At 56.0% G+C, this 24,545-nt stretch carries 19 protein-coding genes; 13 read left to right on the top strand and 6 right to left on the bottom strand.

Annotated elements, in window-relative coordinates; genetic code table 11:
- Positions 1 to 31: 31 nt before the first annotated feature.
- Positions 32 to 1,588 carry a serine/threonine protein kinase gene (locus tag KRAC_RS50420; RefSeq protein WP_007920575.1) on the bottom strand — a complete coding sequence of 519 codons (1,557 nt, stop codon included), beginning with the start codon at positions 1,586 to 1,588 and terminating at the stop codon, positions 32 to 34.
- Positions 1,589 to 2,016: 428 nt separating this feature from the next.
- Here KRAC_RS50420 and KRAC_RS50415 point away from each other — a divergent pair, with 428 nt between their 5' ends.
- The gene (locus KRAC_RS50415) at positions 2,017 to 2,763 is read left to right on the top strand and encodes a YqjF family protein (RefSeq protein ID WP_007920574.1); all 747 of its coding nucleotides are present in this window, start codon (positions 2,017 to 2,019) and stop codon (positions 2,761 to 2,763) included.
- Positions 2,764 to 2,832: 69 nt separating this feature from the next.
- On the opposite strand, the gene KRAC_RS50410 is transcribed toward KRAC_RS50415, so the two are convergent.
- The 3 genes from KRAC_RS50410 to KRAC_RS50400 form a co-directional block, all read right to left on the bottom strand.
- Complete coding sequence (locus KRAC_RS50410) at positions 2,833 to 4,188, bottom strand: IS701 family transposase (RefSeq protein WP_007920573.1); 1,356 nt, start codon at positions 4,186 to 4,188, stop codon at positions 2,833 to 2,835.
- A gap of 272 nt (positions 4,189 to 4,460) precedes the next feature.
- Positions 4,461 to 4,907, bottom strand: a complete 447-nt coding sequence (locus KRAC_RS50405) for a YybH family protein (protein WP_007920572.1) — start codon at positions 4,905 to 4,907, stop codon at positions 4,461 to 4,463.
- Positions 4,908 to 4,916: 9 nt separating this feature from the next.
- On the bottom strand, positions 4,917 to 5,855 hold the full coding sequence (locus KRAC_RS50400; RefSeq protein WP_007920571.1) for an NAD-dependent epimerase/dehydratase family protein: 939 nt from the start codon (positions 5,853 to 5,855) through the stop codon (positions 4,917 to 4,919).
- A gap of 1,222 nt (positions 5,856 to 7,077) precedes the next feature.
- On the opposite strand from KRAC_RS50400, the gene KRAC_RS78850 reads away from it, so the two are divergent.
- The 8 genes from KRAC_RS78850 to KRAC_RS50360 all read left to right on the top strand — a co-directional run bounded on the left by KRAC_RS78850 (position 7,078) and on the right by KRAC_RS50360 (position 16,739).
- Positions 7,078 to 10,296, top strand: a complete 3,219-nt coding sequence (locus tag KRAC_RS78850; RefSeq protein WP_274532193.1) for a winged helix-turn-helix domain-containing protein — start codon at positions 7,078 to 7,080, stop codon at positions 10,294 to 10,296.
- Between the two features lie 144 nt (positions 10,297 to 10,440).
- On the top strand, positions 10,441 to 10,671 hold the full coding sequence (locus tag KRAC_RS50390) for a hypothetical protein (RefSeq protein ID WP_007920569.1): 231 nt from the start codon (positions 10,441 to 10,443) through the stop codon (positions 10,669 to 10,671).
- A gap of 169 nt (positions 10,672 to 10,840) precedes the next feature.
- Positions 10,841 to 11,287, top strand: a complete 447-nt coding sequence (locus KRAC_RS50385) for a YybH family protein (protein ID WP_007920567.1) — start codon at positions 10,841 to 10,843, stop codon at positions 11,285 to 11,287.
- A 179-nt stretch (positions 11,288 to 11,466) separates the two neighbouring features.
- Complete coding sequence (locus KRAC_RS50380; protein ID WP_244422548.1) at positions 11,467 to 12,111, top strand: LUD domain-containing protein; 645 nt, start codon at positions 11,467 to 11,469, stop codon at positions 12,109 to 12,111.
- A 51-nt stretch (positions 12,112 to 12,162) separates the two neighbouring features.
- Positions 12,163 to 13,710, top strand: a complete 1,548-nt coding sequence (locus KRAC_RS50375) for an FAD-dependent oxidoreductase (RefSeq protein ID WP_007920565.1) — start codon at positions 12,163 to 12,165, stop codon at positions 13,708 to 13,710.
- Between the two features lie 367 nt (positions 13,711 to 14,077).
- Positions 14,078 to 15,412, top strand: a complete 1,335-nt coding sequence (locus KRAC_RS50370; protein WP_007920564.1) for a phytoene desaturase family protein — start codon at positions 14,078 to 14,080, stop codon at positions 15,410 to 15,412.
- Between the two features lie 61 nt (positions 15,413 to 15,473).
- Positions 15,474 to 16,484, top strand: a complete 1,011-nt coding sequence (sigJ, locus tag KRAC_RS50365; protein WP_007920563.1) for an RNA polymerase sigma factor SigJ — start codon at positions 15,474 to 15,476, stop codon at positions 16,482 to 16,484.
- A gap of 15 nt (positions 16,485 to 16,499) precedes the next feature.
- Positions 16,500 to 16,739, top strand: coding sequence for a hypothetical protein (locus tag KRAC_RS50360; RefSeq protein ID WP_007920562.1), 240 nt, complete (start codon positions 16,500 to 16,502; stop codon positions 16,737 to 16,739).
- A 21-nt stretch (positions 16,740 to 16,760) separates the two neighbouring features.
- On the opposite strand, the gene KRAC_RS50355 is transcribed toward KRAC_RS50360, so the two are convergent.
- Together KRAC_RS50355 and KRAC_RS64195 are read right to left on the bottom strand one after the other, a co-directional pair.
- The gene (locus KRAC_RS50355; protein ID WP_007920560.1) at positions 16,761 to 17,429 is read right to left on the bottom strand and encodes a response regulator; all 669 of its coding nucleotides are present in this window, start codon (positions 17,427 to 17,429) and stop codon (positions 16,761 to 16,763) included.
- The gene (locus KRAC_RS64195) at positions 17,410 to 18,774 is read right to left on the bottom strand and encodes a sensor histidine kinase (protein WP_007920557.1); all 1,365 of its coding nucleotides are present in this window, start codon (positions 18,772 to 18,774) and stop codon (positions 17,410 to 17,412) included. Before KRAC_RS64195 ends, KRAC_RS50355 begins: the two co-directional genes overlap by 20 nt.
- Positions 18,775 to 19,072: 298 nt before the next feature.
- Between KRAC_RS64195 and KRAC_RS50345 the strand changes: the two genes are divergently transcribed.
- The 4 genes from KRAC_RS50345 to KRAC_RS50330 all read left to right on the top strand — a co-directional run bounded on the left by KRAC_RS50345 (position 19,073) and on the right by KRAC_RS50330 (position 24,543).
- Positions 19,073 to 19,840 carry an ABC transporter ATP-binding protein gene (locus KRAC_RS50345; RefSeq protein WP_007920555.1) on the top strand — a complete coding sequence of 256 codons (768 nt, stop codon included), beginning with the start codon at positions 19,073 to 19,075 and terminating at the stop codon, positions 19,838 to 19,840.
- Entirely contained in the window at positions 19,837 to 22,353 is a 2,517-nt protein-coding gene (locus tag KRAC_RS50340; protein ID WP_007920553.1) for an ABC transporter permease, read from the top strand. The genes KRAC_RS50345 and KRAC_RS50340 overlap by 4 nt, the downstream gene beginning before the upstream one ends.
- A 64-nt stretch (positions 22,354 to 22,417) precedes the next feature.
- Positions 22,418 to 23,041 (top strand): hypothetical protein, encoded by a 624-nt coding sequence (locus KRAC_RS50335; RefSeq protein ID WP_007920546.1) that lies wholly within the window; start codon positions 22,418 to 22,420, stop codon positions 23,039 to 23,041.
- Between the two features lie 35 nt (positions 23,042 to 23,076).
- The gene (locus KRAC_RS50330; protein ID WP_007920545.1) at positions 23,077 to 24,543 is read left to right on the top strand and encodes a S41 family peptidase; all 1,467 of its coding nucleotides are present in this window, start codon (positions 23,077 to 23,079) and stop codon (positions 24,541 to 24,543) included.
- The last annotated feature ends 2 nt before the right edge of the window (positions 24,544 to 24,545 follow it).

Below are 24,545 nucleotides of genomic sequence, written 5' to 3'. Positions count from 1 at the left end.
CCCGCGACCGGCAGTCAGTATAGTCCAGCTTTCAACAACCTGGACCAAACTGACTACCGGTCGCCATTTTATAATTCAGCGCCCACATCACTATCTCACCATTGGAGAAGGTGACGCGAAAAACATGGTACTGGCGACCCGGATTAAAGACCGTTGGCTGGGAGCCATTATATTGTTCTGGTATAAGCATATTAGTGCTTCCCTGGGGAATAGTAACTGTACTTGAGCCTGAATTGTTATAGCCAAAGTAGGCATCATATTTATTGCCATGTGGCTGCACGCATTCAAAGACAGGCGAGACATTCCCCTGACCTTGAGCTATCTGGGTCGGAGTGGTCTGCACAGGCTGAGTCGTGGGGGTTGGGATAGGCTTTGGGATCGAGGTTGGCTTGGAAGTTGGTAAGGGGCGAAGCGTAGGGCTGGGCTGGACCGTAGAGGTTGGCGTCACACCCCGTGTGATGACGGGCGTTGGGGTTGGAGCGATTGTCGTCACGACATTTATCTCGACAGCTTGCAGGAGTGGTGGAAGAGCGGGACGCGGTAGGGCAAGAATGGTAGTCACGATGACCAGCAAGGCAAGTAGAGGAAGTAACACCGAGAGCAACAACTTTTTCTTGCTTAGCTTTTTTTCGTGATTGTCGCCAATATTAGGAGCCAGAGCAGGACTGGTCTCCCGGGTTACAGCGGAGAGAGCCGCAAACTCCTGAGTTGGCTCCTCTGGCGAGCCAGCCGCTGATGCGGGAAGAATAAGAGGTGCCTCTTTATCCTCGCCTTTGAGCGCGGCCAGAAAGGACTGGACGTCGGGGAAGCGACGCGAAGGTTCTTTCTCCAGAGCACGTAGCAAAGCCGGATCAACCGAGGCTGGAAGATTCGGTCGTACGCGCGAGGGGGGGACAGGCATCTCATTTTTGTGCTTCTGTAAAAGGGTGGCGCGCGCCGTGCCAGCAAATGGAGCGCGCCCTGTAAGCAACATATACGCGAGGCAAGCCAGGGCGTATTGATCAACCGCCTGGCTGACACGCCCCTCAAACTGCTCAGGGGCCATATATAAGCTGCGCGGAACGGCTTCCTCGATATAGGCGTGATAATCGCTAATGGCCCCAGTCATATTCCGCAGGCGAAAGTCGGTCAGTGCCGCCTCACCCTCCTGGCGGAAGTAGATAGTCTCGGGCGTGACGTTGGCGTGGACTACACCTTGCTCATGCGCGACAACCAGGGCGCTCCCAATCTGTTCAATGATGGCGAAGGCCTCTTCTTGCGCAAAAGGTACCCGCGAGGTGTCCGCAAGCCGGGCCTGGAGCGAAACCTGCTGTGCGGCCTCGGATACCAGAGCCATTCCCTGCTCTCCGATAACCAGCTCATAGGTATCCAGGATATGAGGATGTTCGTTGAGGCTTTTTAGTTTCTCGACTTCATCCTGTAAGCGCTGCTGCTTACGTTCTGAAGCAATATGCGCCATGGGCCAGTTTCTAATGAAGACCGGACGCTTGTCATCACGCGCCGCTCCTCGATAGAGAGTACTATAGTGGCCTCGAAATACAGTCTCTGTGATTTCATATCCATTAAGCTGGATCTTCTCTTGCGGCATACAAACTACCTATACAATAAAGAAAAAATATAAGTGCATGCATAATTATCAATACTATGATGCTACGGTCTATTATAGTGACCTTCTTCGAAATAGCAAGAGGCCTGCCAATTTCTCCCGGGCCTCGCCAAAGATTGCCGAATGGCTGGCAGCGATTTGTCTTTGCGCGTAAAAGCGCGCTATAGTAGGTAGTGAGAACTAGCGCGATGTGGAGAAGCCAGAGGGTGTGGCCCTAGACGCATTAAGTTAAGGGTTTCCAGCGGCCTGGTTGCGTCATCCCACAGGCCCTTCCTGCGTGGGCGAGGGATCGGGCAGTGACCCGACGCTGCTAAAGCACGCGTCTACATATCATGGCGCGACATTCTCCGTACCATGATATGTAGACGCGTGCTTTAGCAGCGTTGGCCAGTAAAGAAGTTGATGTGCCTATGCAAACACTACTTGAGAATATTGCGCACCGTCCCTATCCCTTGCCCAATACGCGCTGGATTATGACTCAGACCTGGAATGATCTGCTCTTCTCGCACTGGCCTGTCAAGCCTGCTCAGTTACGTCCTCTTATTCCGCCAGAGCTGGAACTGGACACCTATGAAGGTGAATGCTGGATCGGTGTGGTACCCTTTACGATGGCTCATATTCGTCTGCGCACTCTCCCCGAGGTTCCTGGTCTTTCCGCGACAGTTGAGCTTAATGTGCGCACCTATGTGCGAGCGCAGGGGATTCCCGGGGTCTATTTCTTCAGCCTAGATGCGAGTAGCCCAATCGCCGTTGCCAGTGCGCGGGCCTTCTTTCATCTTCCTTACTTTAACGCCCAGATGCGGGTCGCGCATGAACAGGATATGACCATCTATTCCAGCCATCGGACTCATCGTGGTGCCCCAACCGCTGATTACCAGGCGCGCTATCGCCCTCTACCACAAGAGGCGCCCACCCGGCCCGGCTCCGTCGAGGAGTGGTTTACCGAGCGCTACTGTCTGTATGCTCTGGATAAGCGGCGTCATCTCTATCGCGGCGATATTCACCATATGCGCTGGCCCCTCTGGCAGGCCGAGCTAGAGAGTGGGGTCAACACCATGGCCCAGGCACATGGGGTCACCCTTCCCGACACACAGCCACTCCTGCACTACTCACACCAGCTCAAGGTCCTGATCTGGCCGCTGCAACGCGTGAAATAAAAAGACAGCCAAAATTATGGGATATACTCAGGTAGACTTTATCCAAATGTTTCAGATGAATTGTGCGGATCAAGCAGCAAAAGCGAGTGTATCCACAAAGCGGTCGAAAAGGACTCGTGGAATTTGAATGGTGTCGGCATCTGTGGACGACACCGAAAAAAAGGCGGAGGGCCAGAGATGCTGACGAACGAGAGCCAGCGTATCCGAAAAGGTCGGCAAGGTTTTGCAGTACCAAGCGGCCTGGCGCACAGGAAACGCTTGAGCATCCAGCAATTGCTGCGCAAAAATGGTGACAAGCGAAAACAGGCCCAACAATGCAGGAGTGGTACGCAGAATCGCCAGATCCGACCATTGGCGTTGCGTCTCGACGCCCAGATGCGCACGCACCTCATGAAAGGTGACTTCGACTGTCCAGCGCAAGACAAACCACTCCACGATCTGAGCCGCCTGAGCGTGGAGATCGGTGCACAGCAAGGCTGTCGGCTCGTATTGGCCAGCAAGGTCACGAATGAGCACCCAACGAATCGCAACAGGGGGAACGGGAGATTGATACCACAGAGCCGTGCCGGTCGCAATCTCCATCTCACGCGTTGTGCCTCCATACCAGGAGAGGGTATGTTTCTCCCACTGCGTCGCGGGATCTTTCAGACGCTGAGCCAACTTGGGTTGCGCGGGGCCTTTGAGCGCTGTGCGACCGCGTTTGCCAGCTTCACGTGCAGGAGCCGGATCATACAAACAGGCATCCAAGCGCAAGCGCGTGATGGCGCTCACCCCAGGCAAGCGGCTGACTTTCAGCAAGAAATCCAGCACGGCATAGGTTCCATCAGCGATGATGACCAGGCTTCGACCAGGGAGCCAGCGAAAGACTTGCAGGATCATCTGCCAGGCCCAATCGGTGATGGTTTTGTGCCGCATGTGGCGCTCCTCATGATAGCGCTCCGAAGGAGCCAGAACGCTCAAAAAAGGCAAGGCCCACACCCGCTGTGCCCACGGGATAGAGGTCAGCAGCATCATCGAGATCCAGCGCAAACCATTCGTTTTCACAAAAAACTCCTTACTACTACGAACGGGATCACGATAGACCCCTCGTGCAGCAATCTTACGGCCTCTTCGGCGTTCTATCGTTTCATCAAGGCCCAGGATGACTGGCTCGTTTCCTGCAACAAACAGACACACCAACAACACCAGCAGGCGCCGACTCAGTTCTCGCGAAGACCAGATGGCGCGATTAAGGACGCGGTGATAGTTCTGGAACTGCTTTTCGTCCGAGCATCCCATCACTCTCAGGATTGCTGCAACGGTTCTCTCTCCGGGGGCCAGAATGGCCCCGATCAAGAGCACTTTGGCCCATTCCCATACGCGCTCGCTGAAAGCCTCTTCAAAATGGCGTAAGACGTGTATAATCCTTGTAGGCAGTGTCAGCATCTCTTCTTTTTCCTTGGTAAGAATTTTAAGGGAAGCTTACTCTGCCTTTCGTTTTTTGTCTATCGATTGGATAAAGTCTACCTCAGAGTATTATTCTCGTAGTAAGGGACAGTGGCTTCATAAGCCTGGCTGTAAATCATTTTATTTTGTGAGTCTGGCCCAATTTAGGTGAATGATGAGCTTATCTGAGGATGGCGCTTCTTTTTCTCCGCAGAGAATGAAGCGCCATGCTTTTCTTGCTGATATGCTTTCACCAAGATTGAGCCAGTTTCCTATGGCTTGAGGTCGAGCACCGCTTTGCCATGCTGCAGATCGACAGGCACCGAGTTCTGATGATGCACGATCAGCCACGTGCCGTTGATCTTACGGAAGCAGGCGGTCCAACGCAGCCAGAGATCGGTCTTCTGCCCGGTGTTCATGGTTCCGCTTATCTGGTTGAGGCTGTGGGCGAATGCAACGTCATAGCCCACAGTAATGGTGGGGTCGTGCATTTCATAGCCGATCGGACCCTGGAACGACGAGAATACTTCTTCCCAAACGTTTCTGAATGCATCTGCTCTCACATATCGCAGCGGGGGCACGATGTCGAACGACACGACCTCCGGCGCGTAGAGAGACATGATGCCTTCGATGTTCTTGTCATGAAGCGATCTGATGCAATCGTCTAGGAGTCCTTGGATTGCTGCTTCATCGTTTTTCTTGTGTTCTTCGACTGCCATTGTTCCCTCCTACTTGTTCTGCATCTGTGCCATCAGATCCCAACCTATTCGCGCATTGGGGACGGTGGGTTGCCAGCTACTGACTGCTTTGAACAAACGATTGGAGATGCGCAGACTGCGGCTGATATCGGCATACTTGGCCCCCGTCATCAGGCGCATCAGCAGATCCGGCAGGACCAGCAGACGTTTGCGACCGACAGCGTGAGCAAGGAGCGTGAACATCTGTGCGCGCGTCACGGGCTCATCATCGACAATGTCATAGACGCCGGAAGGCACCGGTTCGGTCAGCGCAAGCAGCAGAGCACTGATGGCATCCTGCAACCAGATTTGTGGTAGATAGCCAGCACGTGCACCGGGAAGAGCACCAATCCCTTTGCGCGCGTAGTCCAACATCTCCCAGCTTGAAGGCGCTTCCGGCCCGTAAAATGAGCCCAGCCGCAGCGAGATCCCGCGGCGCTGCTTGGTCGGATCGCTTTCTGCGAAGCGCGCCACAGCCTCCTCAGCCTCGACGGTTGAGGAAAGGGTTGCCGTTTTGACGGGAGTTGCCTGGGCATCCAACCAGGTATTGCCGCTGCTTGGGTAGAGAAAATTGAAGCTGGGATAGATGATTGTCTGGACCGTGCCCACGGCCAGCGCGGCTTCGACGAGGTTGCGTGCCCCATCCCGGCGCAGGCGATCATTCTCCAGCCAGGCCGAACGCCGCCCCATCTGCGTCGCGGGGGGGATTTTCGTCGCGAGGTGGTAGATGGCCTCGTGACCAGCCAACACCTGCTTGAGTGCCTCGACATCAAAGAGGTCCACCCGCACCGGATGCGCCCCTGCACGTCGCAAGCGATCATCGTTCTCAGGTGTGCGGCTCATCGCCGAAACCGTATGCCCTGCGGCGACTAATTTGGGGACAAGGGTTTTGCCTAACACACCAGTTGCACCTGTTACAAAAATATTCATGTTTTGCTCCTCTTTATTGTTTCTTTCGTTTTTGCGTAATTGCTTTTTAAGCACTTCTGGAATGGAGACAAGTGAGCCCACAAAAACGTGACAACAGAGCGGCGTCTTTTTTCGTCACGGCAAAAATTGCGGAAAACGCTTGCGCTAACGTATGATAAAAGAGAAAATCGACTATCTTAAGGAGCGCTTGCGGAAAAACTCTATGGATCAAATCCAAACCTATCAACCCCTCCTCTTCTCCTGATGTTTCTCAGGATACTTTTCGCTTTTCTCCAGAAAATTTTTCTAGAAGATTTCTTCAAGCGGCCTAAGAAGCGGCATCATTGATGAAAGGCACTGTTTCTGTTTCTCGCATAACTTTTCCATGTTGTGTTTGGCATTCGTTTTTTAACAAACGACACCGTATGACTGTTTTTTCTCGCATAATTTTTCGTTTCAGGTGGACACCATGTGTAAATTCGTCTGGAACTCCTGGATAGCAAGAGCTTTTTGTCGTCTCATCCTCAGTTCCATGCCGGGTGGTGCGGCTGCGACGCATGGTTTCTTTGGGAAATAAGTTGGTGATTCTTTGCAATTACTCTGTTGAAAGCATTTCTACTTTTTAGCCTGTGGAGCTATTCCAGAGGCACATAGAAAAGAGAGTGAACAAAAAGTCACCAGCATAATTGGTAAGATTCCACCAGTTTATTTCCCAAATTTACACATACGCATATAAAACAGCTGCATCCATAGAAAGAACCTCTTTCAAACTGGCCTGTTGGGGTATCGCTCCGTCAACTGGACCCTTCCGCAAAGGAACGGATGAGGGACAAAGAGCAAGAGGGATACGCCCTCTGCTCTTTGACTGAACGGGGAACCCCGGACTTTTTCAACAGGCTGGGACGATTTCGGGACGCATTTAACGGCCGATTTTGAGAGAGGGAAACTCTCCAGGAGAGAGAACGAGAGACCAGCCCGAGCCTGCATGATCCTCTGCTCGTGGGACGCCCGTGGAAATGCCCGGGGCGCACACGGTTCCAGGGGACGGATTGCTGCCACCTGCGCGCGGTGACCACACGACTTGCGAAGGCACCTGTTCTCCGGGACATCTCAGCGGCCTCACAGCGATGGAGCGTTCCATGCCCAGACTGACATGCTGGTTCGCGGTTCGACCTTTGGGTGTGGTATACTTCTGCGTGTTGGGGATTGGGGGTGGAATACCCAACAGCAAGGGAAGGAAACGATGCCTAAACCATTAGTCCATGCGCTCATCTGGTCACACGAGCACAAGCACTACACCCTCTATAGCCACGGCCAACCCGAGCAAGATTTCCTTCCAGAAGACCAGTCAGCATTTGCTCGCTGGTTGGACGAACACGCCGCTTTTGCCTTTGAGGGGCAAGCGGGAAGTATCTCGGTCCTCAAAGAAGCCCGCTCCCGTGGAAGCGGCTATTGGTATGCCTATCGCACGCACCATCGCCGCACCCGCAAGCGCTATCTGGGACGGACGCAGACCCTCTCGCTGGCTCGCTTAGAGGAGACCTCCAGGATGCTCTTGCCCGAACAGAAGCCTGCCCGCTCGACTTCCCAGGGAATAGCGCTCCTTTCCAGCAAGCTCTCCCCACCGCGCTTGCCGGATGCGCTGGTGGAGCGCGAGCGCTTGCTTGCCGCGCTCGATGAAGCGATTGCCACCAGGCTCGCGCTCGTCTGCGCCCCGGCAGGCTTTGGCAAAACGACGTTGCTGGCCGCCTGGGCCAGTCGGCGAAAGATCCAGATCGCCTGGCTCTCGCTGGATGACCTGGACACGACGCCGACGCGCTTCTGGGTCGCGCTCATCGCCGCCTTGCGCCGTTGCCCCAGCTTCACCCCGAGCTTTGGAGCAAGCCCGATGGCGCTGCTGCAATCACCCCAGCCGCCGCCGCTTTCCACCATGCTCACGGCGTTGCTCCAGGAACTGGAAAACTGTGAGGGGCATGCTGCCCCCATCGTAGTGATTGTGGACGATTATCAGGTGATCCAAGAGCCCGCCATTCACGAGGGCATGAGCTTCTTCCTGGAGCATCTGCCTGCTCACGTCCATCTGATCCTCTCCAGCCGCGTGGACCCGGATCTGCCCCTGGCACGCCTGCGGGTGCGCGGACACCTGACCGAGATCCGTGCAGACGAACTGCGCTTTGCAGAGGGGGAGGCGAGCCAGTATCTGGGCCAGCTGCTCTCCCCTGCGCTCGAAGCCGACGAGGTGCGTAGGCTGGTGAGCCGGACCGAGGGCTGGATCGCTGGCTTGCACCTGGCCGCGCTTACCCTACAGAAACGCGCAGATCGCACGGCCTATCTTGAGGCGTTGACCGGCAGCCAGCGGTATCTCTTGGACTACGTCCAAGAGGAGATCCTGGTCCGTTTGCCTGAGAGCGTGCGCGACTTTCTGCTCAAGAGCGCTCTCCTCTCGCGCCTGGACGCCGCCGCGTGCCAGGCCGTGACCGCTGCACCCACCAGGGCAGCCAGCCAACAGATGCTCGTCTTCCTGGAGCGAGCCAACCTCTTTGTCGTGCCGCTGGATGAGGAGCGACACAGCTATCGCCTGCACGAGCTCTTCCGCGAAGCGCTGCTCGCCGTTCTGCACACGACCCAGCCAGAGAGGGCGCCGCTTTTGCACCGCCGGGCCGCCGCCTTTTATGAGGCAGAGGGCGACGTTCACGAGGCGATAAGCCATGCCCTCCAAGCTGCTGACTACTCTATGGCAGCCAATCTCTTGGAGCAGACGGTCGAAGAGTTCTGGCTGCGTGGAGAGATAGCGACGATGGCCCGTTGGGCACTGATACTGCCAGAGCAGACGGTGCGCGAGCACGCACACCTTTTGCTCACGACAGCGCTCTACCTGCTCTCCACGGTGACTCAGACCACCCAGGACCGGCGCACCAGAAGCTCTCAGGAGGCCCGGCAGCTCATGACACGGGTGCAAACGCTCCTGCGGCTGCCTGGTGGCGAGATTGATCAGGAGATCTCGGCCACAAGAGCAGGCGCCCTCTCTCACACCGAAGGTCGAGAAGCCCAGCCCGGCAAGGACATTCTGCTGCCCCAGCGTCTGCGCCTGCTCCAGATCCACCTGGTCTTTTGGGAAGCCGTGGCCCATGGGGATGATGAGCGTATGAAGAGCATGGAGCAGGAGATCGAGGAGGAGCTTGAGCGCGAGGAGGAGGCGATCTGGCAGCTCGTGCCGCTCGCTTGTAGCTTCCTGCTTCACTACACAGTCCGGAAAGAGGGAGCGAACCTGGTGCCGCGGCTGCTGGCAGCCTATGAGCGGGCGAGCCGGTCGGAAAGCCGCCATGCCACCTACAAGGTCGGGCAATGGCTGGCAATGGCGGCGCTGGAGGCGGGACAACTGCACCTGGCGTATGAGGAGAGCCTGGCGGCTCTTGATCTGATCGGGCAAACAGCAGGCTATGTCCTGCTCAAAGGCTACTTTGAAGTTGTGCTGGCACGGGTGTACTATCAGTGGAACCGCCTGGAGGAAGCACGCAGCTTGCTGGACACGGTCGTGCATGACGCCAGTACCTGGCAGCATCTGGATGTGCTCGCAGAAGGATACATCGAGTTCGTAGGAGTTGCGCTAGCGAGAGGTGCGTGGTCGGATGCTGAGCTCGCGCTGCACGAGCTGGAGCGGTGGATGCAACACGAGCGCTCGGCGGTCTTCTCTGGCTGGTTACCCATCGTGCGAGTGCAGTGGTGGCTGGCGCAAGGACAGCTCAAGGAGGCGTCCGACTGGGTGAGTGGTGTCCTTTTTCCAGAGGGGTCATGGGACAGGAGCCTGTATGATGCCTTCCCGATCGTGATCCGCGTGTATTTCGCCCAGCGGCGCTTTCGGGAGGCATTGAACTTGCTGGAACGCTGGAGCGAACACCTGGATCGACCGGCCAATGTCAGGATCACCATGACGTATCTGGCTCAGTTGCTGGTAGCGCTGCACCAGGCAGGCCAGCACGAGCAGGTACGCGTGATCGCGGAGCGCCTCTTTGCTCTCACGGAGCCAGAGGGCTACCTGCGCGTGTACCTGGATGAAGGCGAACCGATGAAGGAGGCGCTCCAGGCGCTGTTCATCCCACATTCCCAGCAACACGAGTGGGCAGTCTCTACCACGGCCTCCATCACAAAGCTGCTAGCTGCCTTCGAGCAGGAGCAGTCGGGCGCGAGCAGATCGCCAGAGGGGGCAACCACATCCGAGCCTGCGCTTTCCTCGGCTCGGCAGCCATCGGTCATCTCCTCCGCGCCAGGGATTTCATTAACCCGACGCGAACAGGAAGTCCTGAGCTTGTTGGCAGCCGGAGCCTCCAATCAGGACATCGCTCAGGCTCTGGTGATTTCCCTGGACACCGTCAAGAAACATGTCAGTAATCTGTTCGGCAAGCTGGGAGCGGGCAACCGCACACAGGCGGTGGCCCTGGCACGTGCCCGCTCGCTGCTCTAGCGCCTCCTTCTCCCCAACAGGGTGTCTTCCTGCTTTTCAAAACTCCTCCTTTTCTTCCACTTTTGAGGACTGTGTTGGAGGACACGCCCCATCTATACTTACCTCATGATCAGAGCACTCCACCACAACTAAAGGAGGAGACCGATGCACTACCGCATTCACATCCAGGGACACCTTGATTCTGGGTGGCAAGACCGCTTTGCAGGATTACGCATCGAGCGGCAGGAGGCAGGCACCACGCTGCTTGTGGGGACGCTGCCGGATCAGGCCGCGCTCTATGGAGTGCTCTTACAGCTCATCCGGCTGGGTCTGGTACTACTCTCACTTGAAACGAGCCAGTCGGAGGGTGGCGAGGAGGTAGCACAACGCTCTTGAAGGGTGTGCGCCTTCCGCTGGCAAGCCAGGAGCACACGTTCTGCGCACTGTACTGGTTCTCAACACAAGGGAGGGTGTAAATTTTGGCAGGAAGCCAACAGCTTCCAATTACTCTGTTGATCAAAGGATGCACTTCCTTATAGGATAGGCGTCTTTTTAGGAGGAAACTATGACAGTTGAAGACAACAAGAAAAACGATGAAGCCGAAATCAAAAGGGTCATCGAGGGTGGGGTCGAGGCGCTTCGTGCGAAGAACCTCGATGGGGTGATGTCCATGTACGCGCCCGAACTCGTGTCGTTCGACATCGTGCCTCCGCTGCAATACGTGGGAGCAGATGCATACAGGAAACATTGGGGAGAGGCGCTCTCGTCGTTCCCGGGTCCGATCGACTATGAAATTGTTGACCTGTCCATCACGGTGGGCGATGACGTGGCATTCGCCCACAGCTTCAACCGGCTGAGCGCAACCATGGACAATGGGCAGAAGATCGGTAACTGGTTGCGTTGGACCGCGTGCTTTCAGAAGATCAACGGCAAGTGGCTGATCGCGCACATGCAGGCTTCGGTGCCTGTCGATTTGAAGACAGGCCGCGCGGTGCTCGACCTCAAGCCATAGCCATTATTGAATATAAATTTTGAGATGAATCTGGTCACATGTGGACCTTTCTTCTGTTGATGAACGCTTCTCTCAGCAACGAGAGGATCGACTATATGAGGAGAGAGGGGATAGCTCATCAACAGAGTCATCAGCAACCTTCCATCAGGTTCATCTCAAGATGTACAAAAGACAAGAAAGTGAAAACAATCTCAATGACTACCAATCTATCACATTCCGAATTCACGCAACTGGCATCAGAGCAGCAGATCGAGAAGACCGTCCAGGCACTGCAAGCGCACGGCATACGAGTGGTCGTCTTTGATACCAGCGAAGAAGCAAGAACGTATGTGCTTGACCTGATCCCCGATGGAGCGGGGGTCTACGATGCGCCCTCGCGTACCCTGGAGTTGATTGGCCTGGCAGAGCAGATCGAACACGCAAACCACTTTCAATCGGTGCGCGCCCAGTTATCTACGCTTGATTACGCGACGCAGCGCCACGAGATGCGCAAACTGGTAGCTGCCCCCGATGTCCTGGTGGGCAGCATCCACGCGATCACCGAACAGGGCGAGGTGCTCATTGCATCAGCAGCTGGCAGCCAGTTAGGTGCCGCCGTCTTTGGCGCGAGCAAGGTGATCTGGGTGGTTGGCACGCAAAAGCTCGTGCGCACGCTGGAAGATGGACTTCGCCGCATCCGCGAATATAGCCTTCCCTTAGAAAATGAACGTGCTCAGCAAGTATACGGCCAGGCCAGCGCCATCAATAAACTGCTGATCGTCAATGCGGAGCACGAGCCCGATCGTATTACGATGGTCCTGGTCAAGCAGCAGCTTGGCTTCTAGGAGATCTGGTCGCAGAAAAAGAAGTAGAAGAATAAGAAAGGTGCTATAGATATGCAGGATGGAACAACAACAGGAACGCAAGAAAAGCCACGGCAGGCAGTGGTGATTGGTGCAGGCATTGCTGGCCTGCTGGCGACACGAGTTCTTGCGGAGTATTATGAGCAGGTGCTGGTGGTAGAACGAGACGCGTTGCCCGTAGCGCCCCAACCACGTGCAGGCACACCGCAGTCCCATCATCTCCATCGGGTGTTGCCACGTGGCAAGATGATCCTGGAACGCCTGTTTCCAGGTTTTCTCGATGGCTTGCTTGAGCACGGAGCATTCTCGCTGGAGCATACCAAAAGTCTTCTGATTGCCAAGGATGGACGCACGGCCCTCAGCGCTCCCAACGCGACGGGCAAGGATGCATCGTGTAGCCGGGCCCTGCTTGAGTGGGAAATACGTCAGCGGGTGCAGGCGCTTGCAGGCGTGCGTTTTCTGTCCCATCAGGACGTGATTGGCCTCGTCGCGTCATCTGACCGCAAACGCATCGCGGGGATCTGCGTGCGTGAGCATGGACAACTCGCCGAGCGGACAACCATAGCAGCGGATCTGATCGTTGACGCCAGTGGACGTTCCTCCAAACTCACCCACTGGCTCCAGGAACTGGGCTTTCATCTGCCTGAGGATGAGCAGGTGCATTCCGCCATTGGCTATAGCACACGCTATTACCAGTTCCCGGCAGACGCGCATCACGAGTGGAGTAACGCGCTCAAACCGTTCTCTCAGAGCGATGGGGTCGCGTTCTCGCTCCTTGAGGACCACACCTGTGCCGTGATCATCGGCAATATCGGAGGCCATTACCCTCCTACCGATGCCGCGGCGTTTGAGCAACGACTTACCGTCGCCATCGGGTCATACCTCCCCTCGCTGTTGCAAGACGCTCAGCCACTGGACGATCCGCGCGGCTACCGCATCCCGGTGTGTGTGCGCCATCACTTTGAGCAGATGGAGGATTGGCCCAATGGCCTCCTGGTCATGGGAGACGCCTTCTGCAATTTTGACCCCATCTATGGACAAGGCATGAGCGTGGCCGCGATTGAGGCGGAGACCCTGGCGCGTTGTTTACACGAGCAGCAGAGCTATCCTCAACCCGGCTTTGAACGACACGTGCTCCAGCGCATGCAGGAGGCCATCGCCCCGGCCTGGTGGCTCAGTAGTGTCTCTGATCTCAATGCGCCTGGAGTGACCTATACGGGTTCCTCGCCATTGCGAGGCGTCAGGCTGATTCAATTGTACCTCGACCTGTATCTCAAATATGGCCCGGTGCATGATCGGGAATTGATACAAAAAGGAATGCAGGGGCAAACGCACATGCTCAAAAACTTCTTGATGAATGGACTGCTCATCTCACCACGCGAAGTGATCAATGCACGCGTGCTTGCCACCTTACTCGCTGTGGAAGAAGCTTCAGCGGAACGGCAACTGCTGGCAGAGCTTCTCCAGGGCTATCCTCAACGCTTCGAGGCGATCCTCGATGAGATCATCCCCGACTTTTCCCGCTCTTTTGAAGGTCTGCAAGCCTTTGCGCAGGAGGAAGAAGTCTCAGTGTCTCAGTAGTCTGACCGCTTCCCCATTCCTCTCACATCCGCCCCACGCGGCGCTCGATGCGGTTCGTCTGCGCATGAAGGAACGTTCTCGGCAGCGTTCGTTCTTGCTCCTGTACTACCAGAAAGATGGCAAGAGCCAAAGCTCAATTGTGCGTTGATGCGTCGATTGGTAGGAACCCTTGATCATTGCGAAAGATTTTTCTTGTGTCACAAACAGGTCGCCTATTTCGACTCATGTTTCAGGAGTGAAGCAAGAGGGCACAGCGATGCTCTGCAAGGATGGGAGCAATGGTTCTCTGCCGATCTCGCCCAGGTTCAAATGAAACAAGCGTCTATCCCCATGGGAAGACAGAAAACAACGAGAAAAGGACATGTTTATGGCGACACATCCACGTACTCAACCTCCGGTGATCATTGTTGGCGGCGGCCTATCGGGCCTCTCAGCCGCCGCCTATCTTTCACGAGCTGGTCATGCCGTAACGCTTTTTGAGAAGGCCAGTACTCCTGGCGGACGTGCGAGAACCCGCGAGCGGAACGGTTTCTTTTTCAATCAAGGAGCGCATGCGCTCCGTCTGCATGAAGCAGGTGAACGAGTACTGAGCGAACTTGGCGTCTCCTATAGCGGTTCGCAACCGCAGCCCTCCGGGTTCTCCGTACTTGCGGATGGGAAGGTCCATCCCTTGCCGGCCAGAGCAGCATCTCTCTTGAAGGTACCTTTCTTGGCACCCGCCGCCAAAGAAGAGTTGATGCGCGTGTTTGGTCGTGTCAAACACCTGAACGCTGAAGAGCTCCAGGGGAGAAGCCTGCAGGAATGGCTCGAAGAGCAGGTACAGCATCCGCAGGTCCGCCAGTTTCTTCTCGCAAGTGCACGCACCTCAACCTATACCCATGCACCTGATCTGCTCTCCGCCGGTCTGACTCTTTCTCTGCTGAATAGCCAGGGAGTACTCTATCTGGATGGTGGCTGGCAAACCCTGGTGGATGGTCTCCGACAAAAAGCACAGGAGGCGGGAGCACGTCTCATCACGCAGGCCAGGGTCAAGGCGATTGAAGTGGCTGGAGAAAAATATCGCGTGCGTCTGGAGGATGATTCACGCCACGAAGCGAGCGCGGTGTTGCTCGCCACTGATCCAGAAACGGCCTCTGCTCTGGTTGCCGATGGCACGCATGAGGCTCTGAGCCGCTGGGCTGCACAGGCGATTCCGGCTTATGTGGCCTGCCTCGATATCGCTTTGCGCCGTCTCCCCAGAGCAGAGAACCTCGTCACCTACGGCATGGATCGTCCGCTCTACTATTCGGTGCATTCCGCCTCGGCGCACCTCGCGCCGGAGGGGAGCGCTCTGGTCCATCTCATGAAATATCTGCGACCCGGTGAAGCGGCGGAGCCAGAGGCCACACAGCAAGAGCTGGAAGGGCTGATAGATCTCTTGCAGCCTGGCTGGCGTGCTGAAGTCGTAGAGCAGTTCTTCTTGCCGCATATGATTGCCTCCAATGCGATTGTCCAGGCGAGGTTTGGTGGTCTCTCCGGGCGTCCCGGTCCAGTGGTTCCAGGGCTCCCCAATCTGTATATCGCGGGCGATTGGGTCGGCCCAGAAGGGGAAAAGGCTGATGCTAGCTTTGCCAGCGCCAGGAGTGCGGCCAGGCTGATTATAGCTCAGCGAAGCTCCAGACAGAGCGCATCCCTGGTCAGCTCATCGGATGTCATAGACTAAACTGAAGGGGGCTACGTCTCTTTTGCTGTTGCGCGCATAACAGCAAAAGAGACACTTCGCTATGAAAAGATCATCCGCACAACAAGAAACGATGTTCCAGCAGTATAAATCGTTACTCTTTTCCATCGCATACCACATGCTGGGCAGCGTGATGGATGCTGAAGATTGTGTGCAGGAAGCCTTCCTGCAGTGGTATGCCTCGGAACAGGAAGAACCAGTAGAACATCCCAAAGCCTATCTCTGCACACTGGTGACGCGCAGATGTATTGATCGGCTGCGCTCTGCTCAAACGCAGCGTGAAACCTACTTTGGCCTCTGGCTCCCCGAGCCGCTGATCGAAACCACCGATCCGTCCGAACTCTCGGAACTCAACGAATCGCTCTCTCTCGCGTTTCTCCTGCTGCTGGAGCGCTTGTCTCCCATCGAACGGGCCGTCTTTCTCTTACGCCAGGTGTTCGACTACGATTACGCAGAGATTGCGGCCATCGTGGGGAAAAGCGCGGAAAACTGCCGCCAGATTCTGCACCGAGCGCGGCGGCATCTGCCTGCGCGCCCCACCCACACGCCTGCACCTCATGCCGGGCAACGGCAGGTTTTTACGCAGTTTTTCCAGGCGTGGATGAACGGCGATATGGAAGGACTGCTGCAGGTGCTCTCAGACGAAATTGTGCTCCATACCGATGGCGGAGGCAAAGTAAGAGCGACACTCCATCCTTTGTATGGGCCAGATCGAGTGGCTCACCATCTGCTTTGGCTGAAGCCGAAAGTATTCCATGTGATCAAGGTAGCGATCCGACCGACGCTCATCAATGGTCAACCAGGTCTGATTGGCTACCTGGAGAAAGGTCTGGATGAAAAGCAACTTCTCAGCCTAGGACTGGATGGAGAGGAGAACAGCAAAAAGCCGGGTGCGTGGCATCAACGTGCCCCCCAGAAGGGGAAGGCTGCATTTGTCATGGTACTTGCATGTACCGATAACCAGATCCAGGAAATCGATATCATCGTCAACCCTGAGAAATTGCGGCACATTCCCGCCCTCGCGGCTTCCGACAACGGTACTATCGTCTGCTGAGCAATGGAGATTTTCATGATCGCAGTACGTATCATACAAGTGATCGCGGGTCTAGCCGGGTTGGTAGCACTGGCGCTTGGGCTCACCTTCTGGATTGCCCAGCTAGACTTCATCAGCTTTCATCTGCTCTCTGGTCTTCTCGTGACCCTTACTTTGCTGGTCATGAGTAATATAGCTCTCTCTGCTGGCTGTTTCCTGAACATCTGGTTGCTTACCCATTTCATTGTCCAATTTTTTAACAATCTGCCCACTTAATTATCACATTTACACTTTGTGTTATCGTGAAAGCAGACCGCGCTCAATGCCAGTAGCCACCGCTGAGGCGCGCGAATCGACGCCGAGCTTGCTGTAAATACTCGTGAGATGTGATCCAACGGTGCGTAAACTGATCCCAAGCCGAGACGCGATCTCTTTGCTTCGTTCGCCACGTGCTACGGCCTCTAATACTTCACACTCACGCTCGGTCAACTCCTCTGCTTGAGGCCTTGAGGGTGTCGAATGAGGTGCATCTGTGGTTCGGGCCAGAATACGTGCCATGATCTCTGGCTGGAGAAGCAGATCTCCACGGGCCGCCGCGCGAATAGCATGAAACAAGGTCTCACGGTCGGTATCCTTGAGCAGATAACCACATGCGCCTGCCCGTAGCCCGCGTAGCATCAAATTGTCTTCATTGTAGGTCGTCAGAATGACGATGGCGATGTGCGGCCAGCGCTCCCGTATCTGAGTGATCGCCTCCAGACCATCCATGCCAGGCATCCGTAGATCCATCAGCACGACGTCAGGCTGAAGTTCCTCTATCACGCACAGAGCCGCTACCCCATCCGCCGCATCGCCAACCAAGGTAAAGCCTTCACCAGCGATTTCCAACATCATCCGCAGCCCCTCTCGCACGACGAGATGGTCATCCACCACAACGACACGAATATCATCCTGCTTTTCGTTCATCTTCGCCTCCTCTCTGCAGGGGAAGACAGAGGCGGACCGTCGTTCCCTTGTCAGGCTTGCTGCTCACCAGCAGCTGACCATTCATCAGGCGTGCCCGTTCACGCAATCCCAGCAGCCCATAGTGACCTGTTGTGATCTTTGCTGACTCAAAGCCAACCCCATTATCACCTATTTCAAGCGTGATCGCTTCATTCTCGACGCTTGCCCTTATCCAGGCCTGGTTGGCCTGGGCGTGGCGGGCGATGTTGGTCAGCCCCTCGCTGACCATACGTAACAGATGTTCATAATACTCGTCTGGGAACTTTGTTTCCAGAGAACAGGGACAAGGGATACCGGTCGCCATCGTGAAATGTTCCGCTTCTACCTCAATGGCGACGAGTATATCACGCGTCGTAGGTATCTCTGTCCGCAGATCTGTGATCGCGGATCGCGCACTGGTGATCGTTGCCCGCGAACGTGTCATCGCCTGCTGGACGATGGTTCGCGCCTGCTCGCAACGCTGCCTGATCAAGAGCGAGTCGATGGTCTCCAGTTGCATCGTCAGGCCAACCAGCCCCTGGGCCAGCGTATCGTGCAGTTCGCGGGCCATCCGCTGTCTCTCTGTGGTCAACGTCAGATCCTGGACGCGTGCCGCATAGTCTTCGAGCTGGATATGCGCCGTCTCCAATTCGCGCAAGAGGTTTTGATCTCTCTGGTGAGCCCTGGTTTGTTGGATGTAGAGCATGACGCTGGCACAGACGAACGGAATGAGGGCTGAACTTTCCGTGAGGACCGCGATCAGTTTGGGGACCACAGGGAGGTCCTGTTGCGTAGCAGTAAGCAGGTTGAACCCTTGCATAGCGAGGTAAAAAAGCAGGCATCCTGTTGCTGCCACAATGATCAGCGATATCCGTTTGAACAGAATAATTGCCTCAATAGCCAGCATGAGGCACAATCCCAGAAGGGTGTCACCTGACCCCTTTGCCCCGTCGGTCATGAGGTAGATAAGCCAGATACACGCAATCTGGAGCGGGAAATAGAACCACAGATAGCGCCGCTTGACATCCCTGAACAGAGCTGACCAGTGCAGGCCACTATGAAACGCCATCAAGAGCGTAAAAGCAACAAGAGCAAAGATGATGGCGCTTCTGGTATCTTTTGGGAAGAGATTTTCAAGAGAGGGAACGGATGAAAGATTTTCATCATCGTTTTGCAACAGCGTTGCTATGCGCGGCAGCATATATTGGACATAGATGAAGCCGAGCCAGAAGAAAAGAAACCAGTTCAGCGACCTTTTTTGTTGGTCTTGTAGCTCCGGCTTCTTCTCCCCTTTTTTGGTGAAGAGATGAAAAAGCATATGTATCATCGTGTTCCTCGCTCTTCGTGCTTGCAAGGTTCGCCTTTCGAGACGTATTTCAGACATGCAGAGAAGCTCTGCTCAAGTATAGCATGAGTGGCTTCCGGGCTCTACGTCAATTCCAGCAAATGTGCTTGCACGTGTCTGCACCTGTCCACTGCATCTTTCTGCAACCTCTCGCTGCAGACTTTGACGAGAGAAAAGTGCAGGGTTTCTCGATAGCTTTGTCTTTCACTCCCAGCTACACTGATGACTCACGGCATGCAATAGCCGCGAACAAGGGAATTGAAGAAAGAGGTATTCAGACATGGAAACCGAGACGTCCAGAGAGAGAGGACAGGACGATGTCGTCATCGAGGCGATCGATATTCACAAGCACTACGATACCAGTAAGGTCGTGGTGAAGGCCCTGCAAGGAGTAACACTGCGCATCCATCGCAAGGAAGTCGTCGCCATTATGGGACCAAGTGGCTGCGGCAAGACCACGCTGCTCAATTGTCTGAGCGGACTGGATCGAATAACGCAAGGGACCATCAGGATTGCGAACCAGGATATTCGCAACCTGTCAGATCGCCAGCTCACCCTCTTCCGCGCCCGCGAGATGGGCTTTGTCTTTCAGACCTATAACCTACTGCCGGTACTCACCGGATTGGAGAATGTGGAACTCCCGCTGCTGGTCAGCGGTGTCTCTTCCAGGGAGGCCCGTACCCGCGCTCTGGCGAGCATTGAGCAGGTTGGCCTGCTCGGTTGGGCGGATCATCGCCCGGCGGAGATGAGTGGCGGGCAGCGTCAGCGTTTCGCCATCGCGCGGGCGCTGGCAACAACTCCCTCGATTGTGTGGGCGGATGAGCCGACGGGCGCGCTTGACAGCAAGACCAGCCAGGAAATTCTTGATTTGATGCTCACCCTCAATCATGAATTAGGCCTGACCTTTGTCTGGGTCACGCACGCGCTTGAGATTGCTCGCCAGGCCAACCGGATGATCACCATGGCCGATGGCCTGATTCAAGAAGACATCCCCATCAAGGCGCAAGCAAGCGTCGGCACATTCGGGGAGAGAGGAGCACAACGATGAGCTTGACCCTTTCTGGTTTCACCCCAACAACACAGGCCCTGCTGCTTGCTGTTCTGGTAGGAGGGGCCCTGCTAGTGCTTGTGGGTCTGAGCATCAATAATCCACTGTTGTGGCGGATGGGGGTGCGCAATATCCTGCGTCATCGCGCGCAGACGCTCATCATGCTCTGCGGCCTGATGTTCTTTTCCGCTTTTCTTACTGCCTCATTTGGCTTGCAGGATAGCTTCTCTCACTCCATCGTGGCTGATCGTCTGACCAAAGTTGGTGATGTCGATGAGTCTGTCACCGGCCCTTTTACGCAAGGGCAAGTGCAGAGCTCCCTCGCGCAAATTCGGCAGCAAGCGACAGTGCAAGCAGCCACGGCGGTCTACTTCAATGCGCTCGCGGCGAAATTGCACGCACAGCGAGCTGGCATTACCCAGACGAATCAGTATATCCTGGCAGTACCGCCTGACTTTGACCAGGTCTATGGTGCTCTGAAAGATGACCAGGGTCATCCGGTGCCCATCGCGGATCTTCGGCCCAACGAAGTGTTGCTCAGCCATTCAGCAGCGGCGTCATTGGATATCAAACCGGGTGATCGGTTACAGATTACACTCAATGGGCAGAACACGCCGCTAGATGCGACGGTGCGGGCTATTCTCTCGAACGATCCGGTCGTGACTGGTGGCGAGCTCGCTGTCGATGCAGCCTATCCAGAAATACTCTTTCCGCTGGCAACGCTCCAGCAATTTACCCTGCGCTCTGCTCATCAATCTTTGCCCCCGAACACCATCTGTATCAAAAATGTTGGTGGTCCGGGCAATAGCCAGGCTGTGCTCAGCTTCTTAGAGCGGCTCTTTCACACGCCGACTGATACGCGTGCCCCTACTCCCACCCTTTTTCAGAGTACGCTTATTCATCCACTCAACCCTGGGCGGGTAGAGGAGGCGCGCTGGAATCCCGTGGCCGGGAAAAGTGATTTCTTAGATTCATCAGCCGCTCGGCAGTTTGACCTGCTGCTGCCCGTCTTTACAGGCTTGCTGGCCAGTGCGGGTGTATTACTGCTGGTGTTGCTGTGCCTGTTCCTCGCAGCAGATCGACGGGTGGAACTGGGCATAGCGCGGGCGGTCGGCTTGCAACGCCATCACCTGACCCAGACCCTGCTGATCGAGTGCTGCGGCTATAGCTTGCTGGCTGCCATCCCTGGAGTGCTGCTTGGTATGGGCATCCTGGGACTGGAATTACTCACGTTCTCCAACTTACCATCCCTGAGCTTCAGGTCGGCAAGCGTGCCGTTCCATCTCTGGGTAAGCTGGCAAAGCGCGCTGACCGTGATCGGCCTGGGCGTGCTGACGACGCTGGTGGCGACCTATGTGGCAGCCATTCGGATCGGCTATAGCAACATTGTGACGGCAATTCGCAATCTGGACGATCTTCCCGTGCAAACCAATCTCAAGGAGCTTGTGGGCGAACTGACAGACGCGCCAACGATGACACGACGCGGCGCTGCCTTCCTGCGTCTGCTCTGGGCGCTTGTGGTGCGTGGCCCACTTTGCCTGCTGGTGGGGCTCCTGGCCCTGTACCTGGGGCAGGGTCCGAGCGCGGGCTGGCTGGGGAATCTGGGCATTGTCGGGCTGATTGGTGGCGCCGGGCTGCTGCTCACCTGGCTGATGAGCCTCTTCCATCTTCCGGCAGCGCTAGCCCGTTGGCTTGGTGGAACGCTTATTGGCCTGGGCTGGCTGGTGTATGGCCTTCAGGCAGGGACCAGGGTGCTGCTCCTCATTTTTACCACCACGCTGCCGGAGCAGCTCGAGATCTCAGATCTCCTGCCCAACGTCCTGCTCTGTATGCTTGTGCCGCTTGTTGGCATGGTGGTGCTGGTCATGGTGAACAGCGAGAGCCTGGCAACCGCTTTGCATCTGATCATCCAGCGGGTGCGCGGCCTGGCGCCAATCAGCCGTCCCAGCATGGCGTATCCGCTGACGTTTCGCTTCCGTACCGGGGTCGCCACTGCTCTGCTCAGCCTGGTGTTGTTCCTAGTCATCCTCGTGCTGACGAACAATCTCGGGATCGGGCAGCAGACAACCGATACTTCTCAGCCATCGGCTGTACAGCTTGCAGCAACGCAGAATGCCTACACGACGAGCATCACCAGGTTTCTGGTCGCGTACCTGGTCACCGGGGTGGTCTTTGGGGCGCTGATCATCGGAGTGATCGCCAGCCGTGCCGTCGTAGAGCGGCGTCAACAGATTGGCATGCTGCGCGCCATGGGCTTTTCACGCGCATTGGTGCGGCGCTCGTTCTTGCTGGAGACAGGCTTTGTCGTGCTATTGAGCCTGGTCATCGGCTCGACACTGGCATGGTGGCTGGTCTCAGAGATTGCCTACGCCACCTCCAAAAGTTTCGCGATCCCGGTGCTTCCCACGCTTGGCATCTTGCTGGGTTGCTGCCTGGTGTCGTTCGTGTGCACCGTCGTCCCCGCTCAACGCGCTTCCGGCATCTTGCCCGCTGAAGCCCTGCGCTATGAATAACATACATCAGCAGCACCATTCAAGATCGAATGAAGTTTGATGAAATAATGGAAGGATTGAAGCTATGCTGAACGAGGAAGAACAAGCAAAAGAAGGACAAATAGCGGAGCTATTGCAACAAAAGCCACAGCGGCAGACAGGCTGGCGCCTTATGCCTGTTCTCCTTCTGCTGGGTGTGACCGTCATCCTGGGTGGTGGGCTCGTGGCCGTCTGGCGGGTGTACACAACAAACAGTGCGTCACCAACACAAACAGCGAAAAAGGGGGGGCCTAGCACTACTAGCACGAGCAGCGGCTCGGCTCCTTGGGATAACTACCCAGCTGTGTACTGGCAAACATTGAGAGCGCAGTTTGCTCAGGGAATGCATATGACCGAGCAGCAGATACAGGACAACTTCCGCTCTACCGTTCTTGCAACGCAAACTCCTGCCAGTCATGGAGGAGCGGAGATCTCTTCACCCCAGGCGACAGAATGGTTGAACGACCTTGCCCAGACACAGGGGATTTCACAGGACCAGCTCCATACGATAGAGGCTACAGCGGTTCAACAGGCTCATGCAGCACTGGTACAACAGCATGTGTTAACACACCAACAGGCAGATCAGACTATTCACGGGATGAATCAGGATGACATGAATTTGAATATAATAGAGGCATTCCTTAGATCTTCACAAGGAAAGAAGTCTTGAGAGAACTGGTCTCATAGTAAGGAGCGAAGATACTTATGAATAAAGTAAGCGAAAAACCAGCGCTTGCCCAGGGAGAGACAAAGGCGTCTCTCCCCGAGAAGCAGTGGTGGCGGCAAGATAGTGCCAGACTGGTGTGCCTTGTGATTGTAGTGGGCCTGGTCGCGGCAAGTTTTCTGTATCTCACCTGGAGGGCGGCACCTCCCATCGTGTCAGGAAGCTCATCGTGCGGCACGCAATCCCAGTCAGTCGAAAACCCGGCCCCCAGTAGTATACATGCCATCAAACAGGCATATAACTGTATTCTCGATACCTATCCAACCGTTCTCGATCCCCGGAGCCTGCTCCAGCACGCGATGAGCGGGATGGTCAACTACCTTGTTCAACAGCATCAGGACCAGCGCAGCGCTGTCTTGCCCGCGCTGACCGGTGATCGCCAGGTGGACTGGCAGGCATTTGAGCGGACCTATACGACGATGACAGCGCATCTGTCGTCGAACCAGCAAGGACTTGTGGCGGCGGCGATTACCGGGATGGTGGACGGCTTGCATGATGATCATGCCAATTACATGCCACCCCCGAGGGATAATACGAGGGGCGGAGAGTCTGCCCCACCTGGCACGCGGACAGGGCTGGGTATTCATCTCCCTTTCTATAGTCCCGAGCAGTTCGCGCAAAGCTCGCCTCCGCTTTCTATTCGCAGCGTTGATCCCGGCAGCCCGGCGGGGCAGGCTGGCTTGCGACCCGGCGATACCATCATCACGATCAACGGCTTTCCCCCTTTTATCAATCAAAAGCCAGTACAGGCGGTAATAAGCCCGCTCTCGGGTTCGGGGCTGGTCCAGTTACAGATACAGCATCCGGGTGCTGATAGCACGATACGTGTGAGCCTGACTCCTGCCGCGTATCCAGCCGATCCTCTCGTCTCCACCCGGATGCTGTCTGGGAACATCCTGTATGTGCACTTCACCCAATTTCAAAGAGGCGTCTATGAACAGATCAACCAGGCCGTGCAAGAGGCCGGAGCGCAACTCAAGGGCGTGATTCTCGATATGCGCGGGAACGGCGGGGGAGATGCCGAAGAACAGAGGCGTATTATCAGTATGTTTGTCCACAATCAGGTCATCTCAAGCACAGTTGACAGGCAGGGGCAACGCTCAGATATGAGAACGGATGATGGTATCCCATTGTACCATGTGCGCCTGGTTGCGTTGATTGATCGCGGCTGCGCGTCTGCCTGCGAGGCGACCGCTATGGATATTCAAGATCTCCACCTGGGACGCCTGGTGGGAGAAAGAACGGCGGGCATAGCCTCTGGACCGTCCAGTGACTTCTTTCTCGACGATGGGAGCGTCGTAACGGTGCCTGTCGCATTTATGCAAGGACCTGCCGGAGAGGTTATCTCTGGCATCGGCGTGCCGCCCGACGATGAGGTGTATCCCACGCCGGCAGATCTGGCCGCTGGCCATGATCCTGTTCTTGAGAGGGCACTTCAGGTTCTCTAGCA

This window comes from Ktedonobacter racemifer DSM 44963, assembly GCF_000178855.1.
In the GTDB taxonomy this organism is placed as follows: domain Bacteria; phylum Chloroflexota; class Ktedonobacteria; order Ktedonobacterales; family Ktedonobacteraceae; genus Ktedonobacter; species Ktedonobacter racemifer.
Note: the sequence above shows the minus strand (reverse complement) of the source record. Positions and strands in the feature narration are given on the sequence as shown.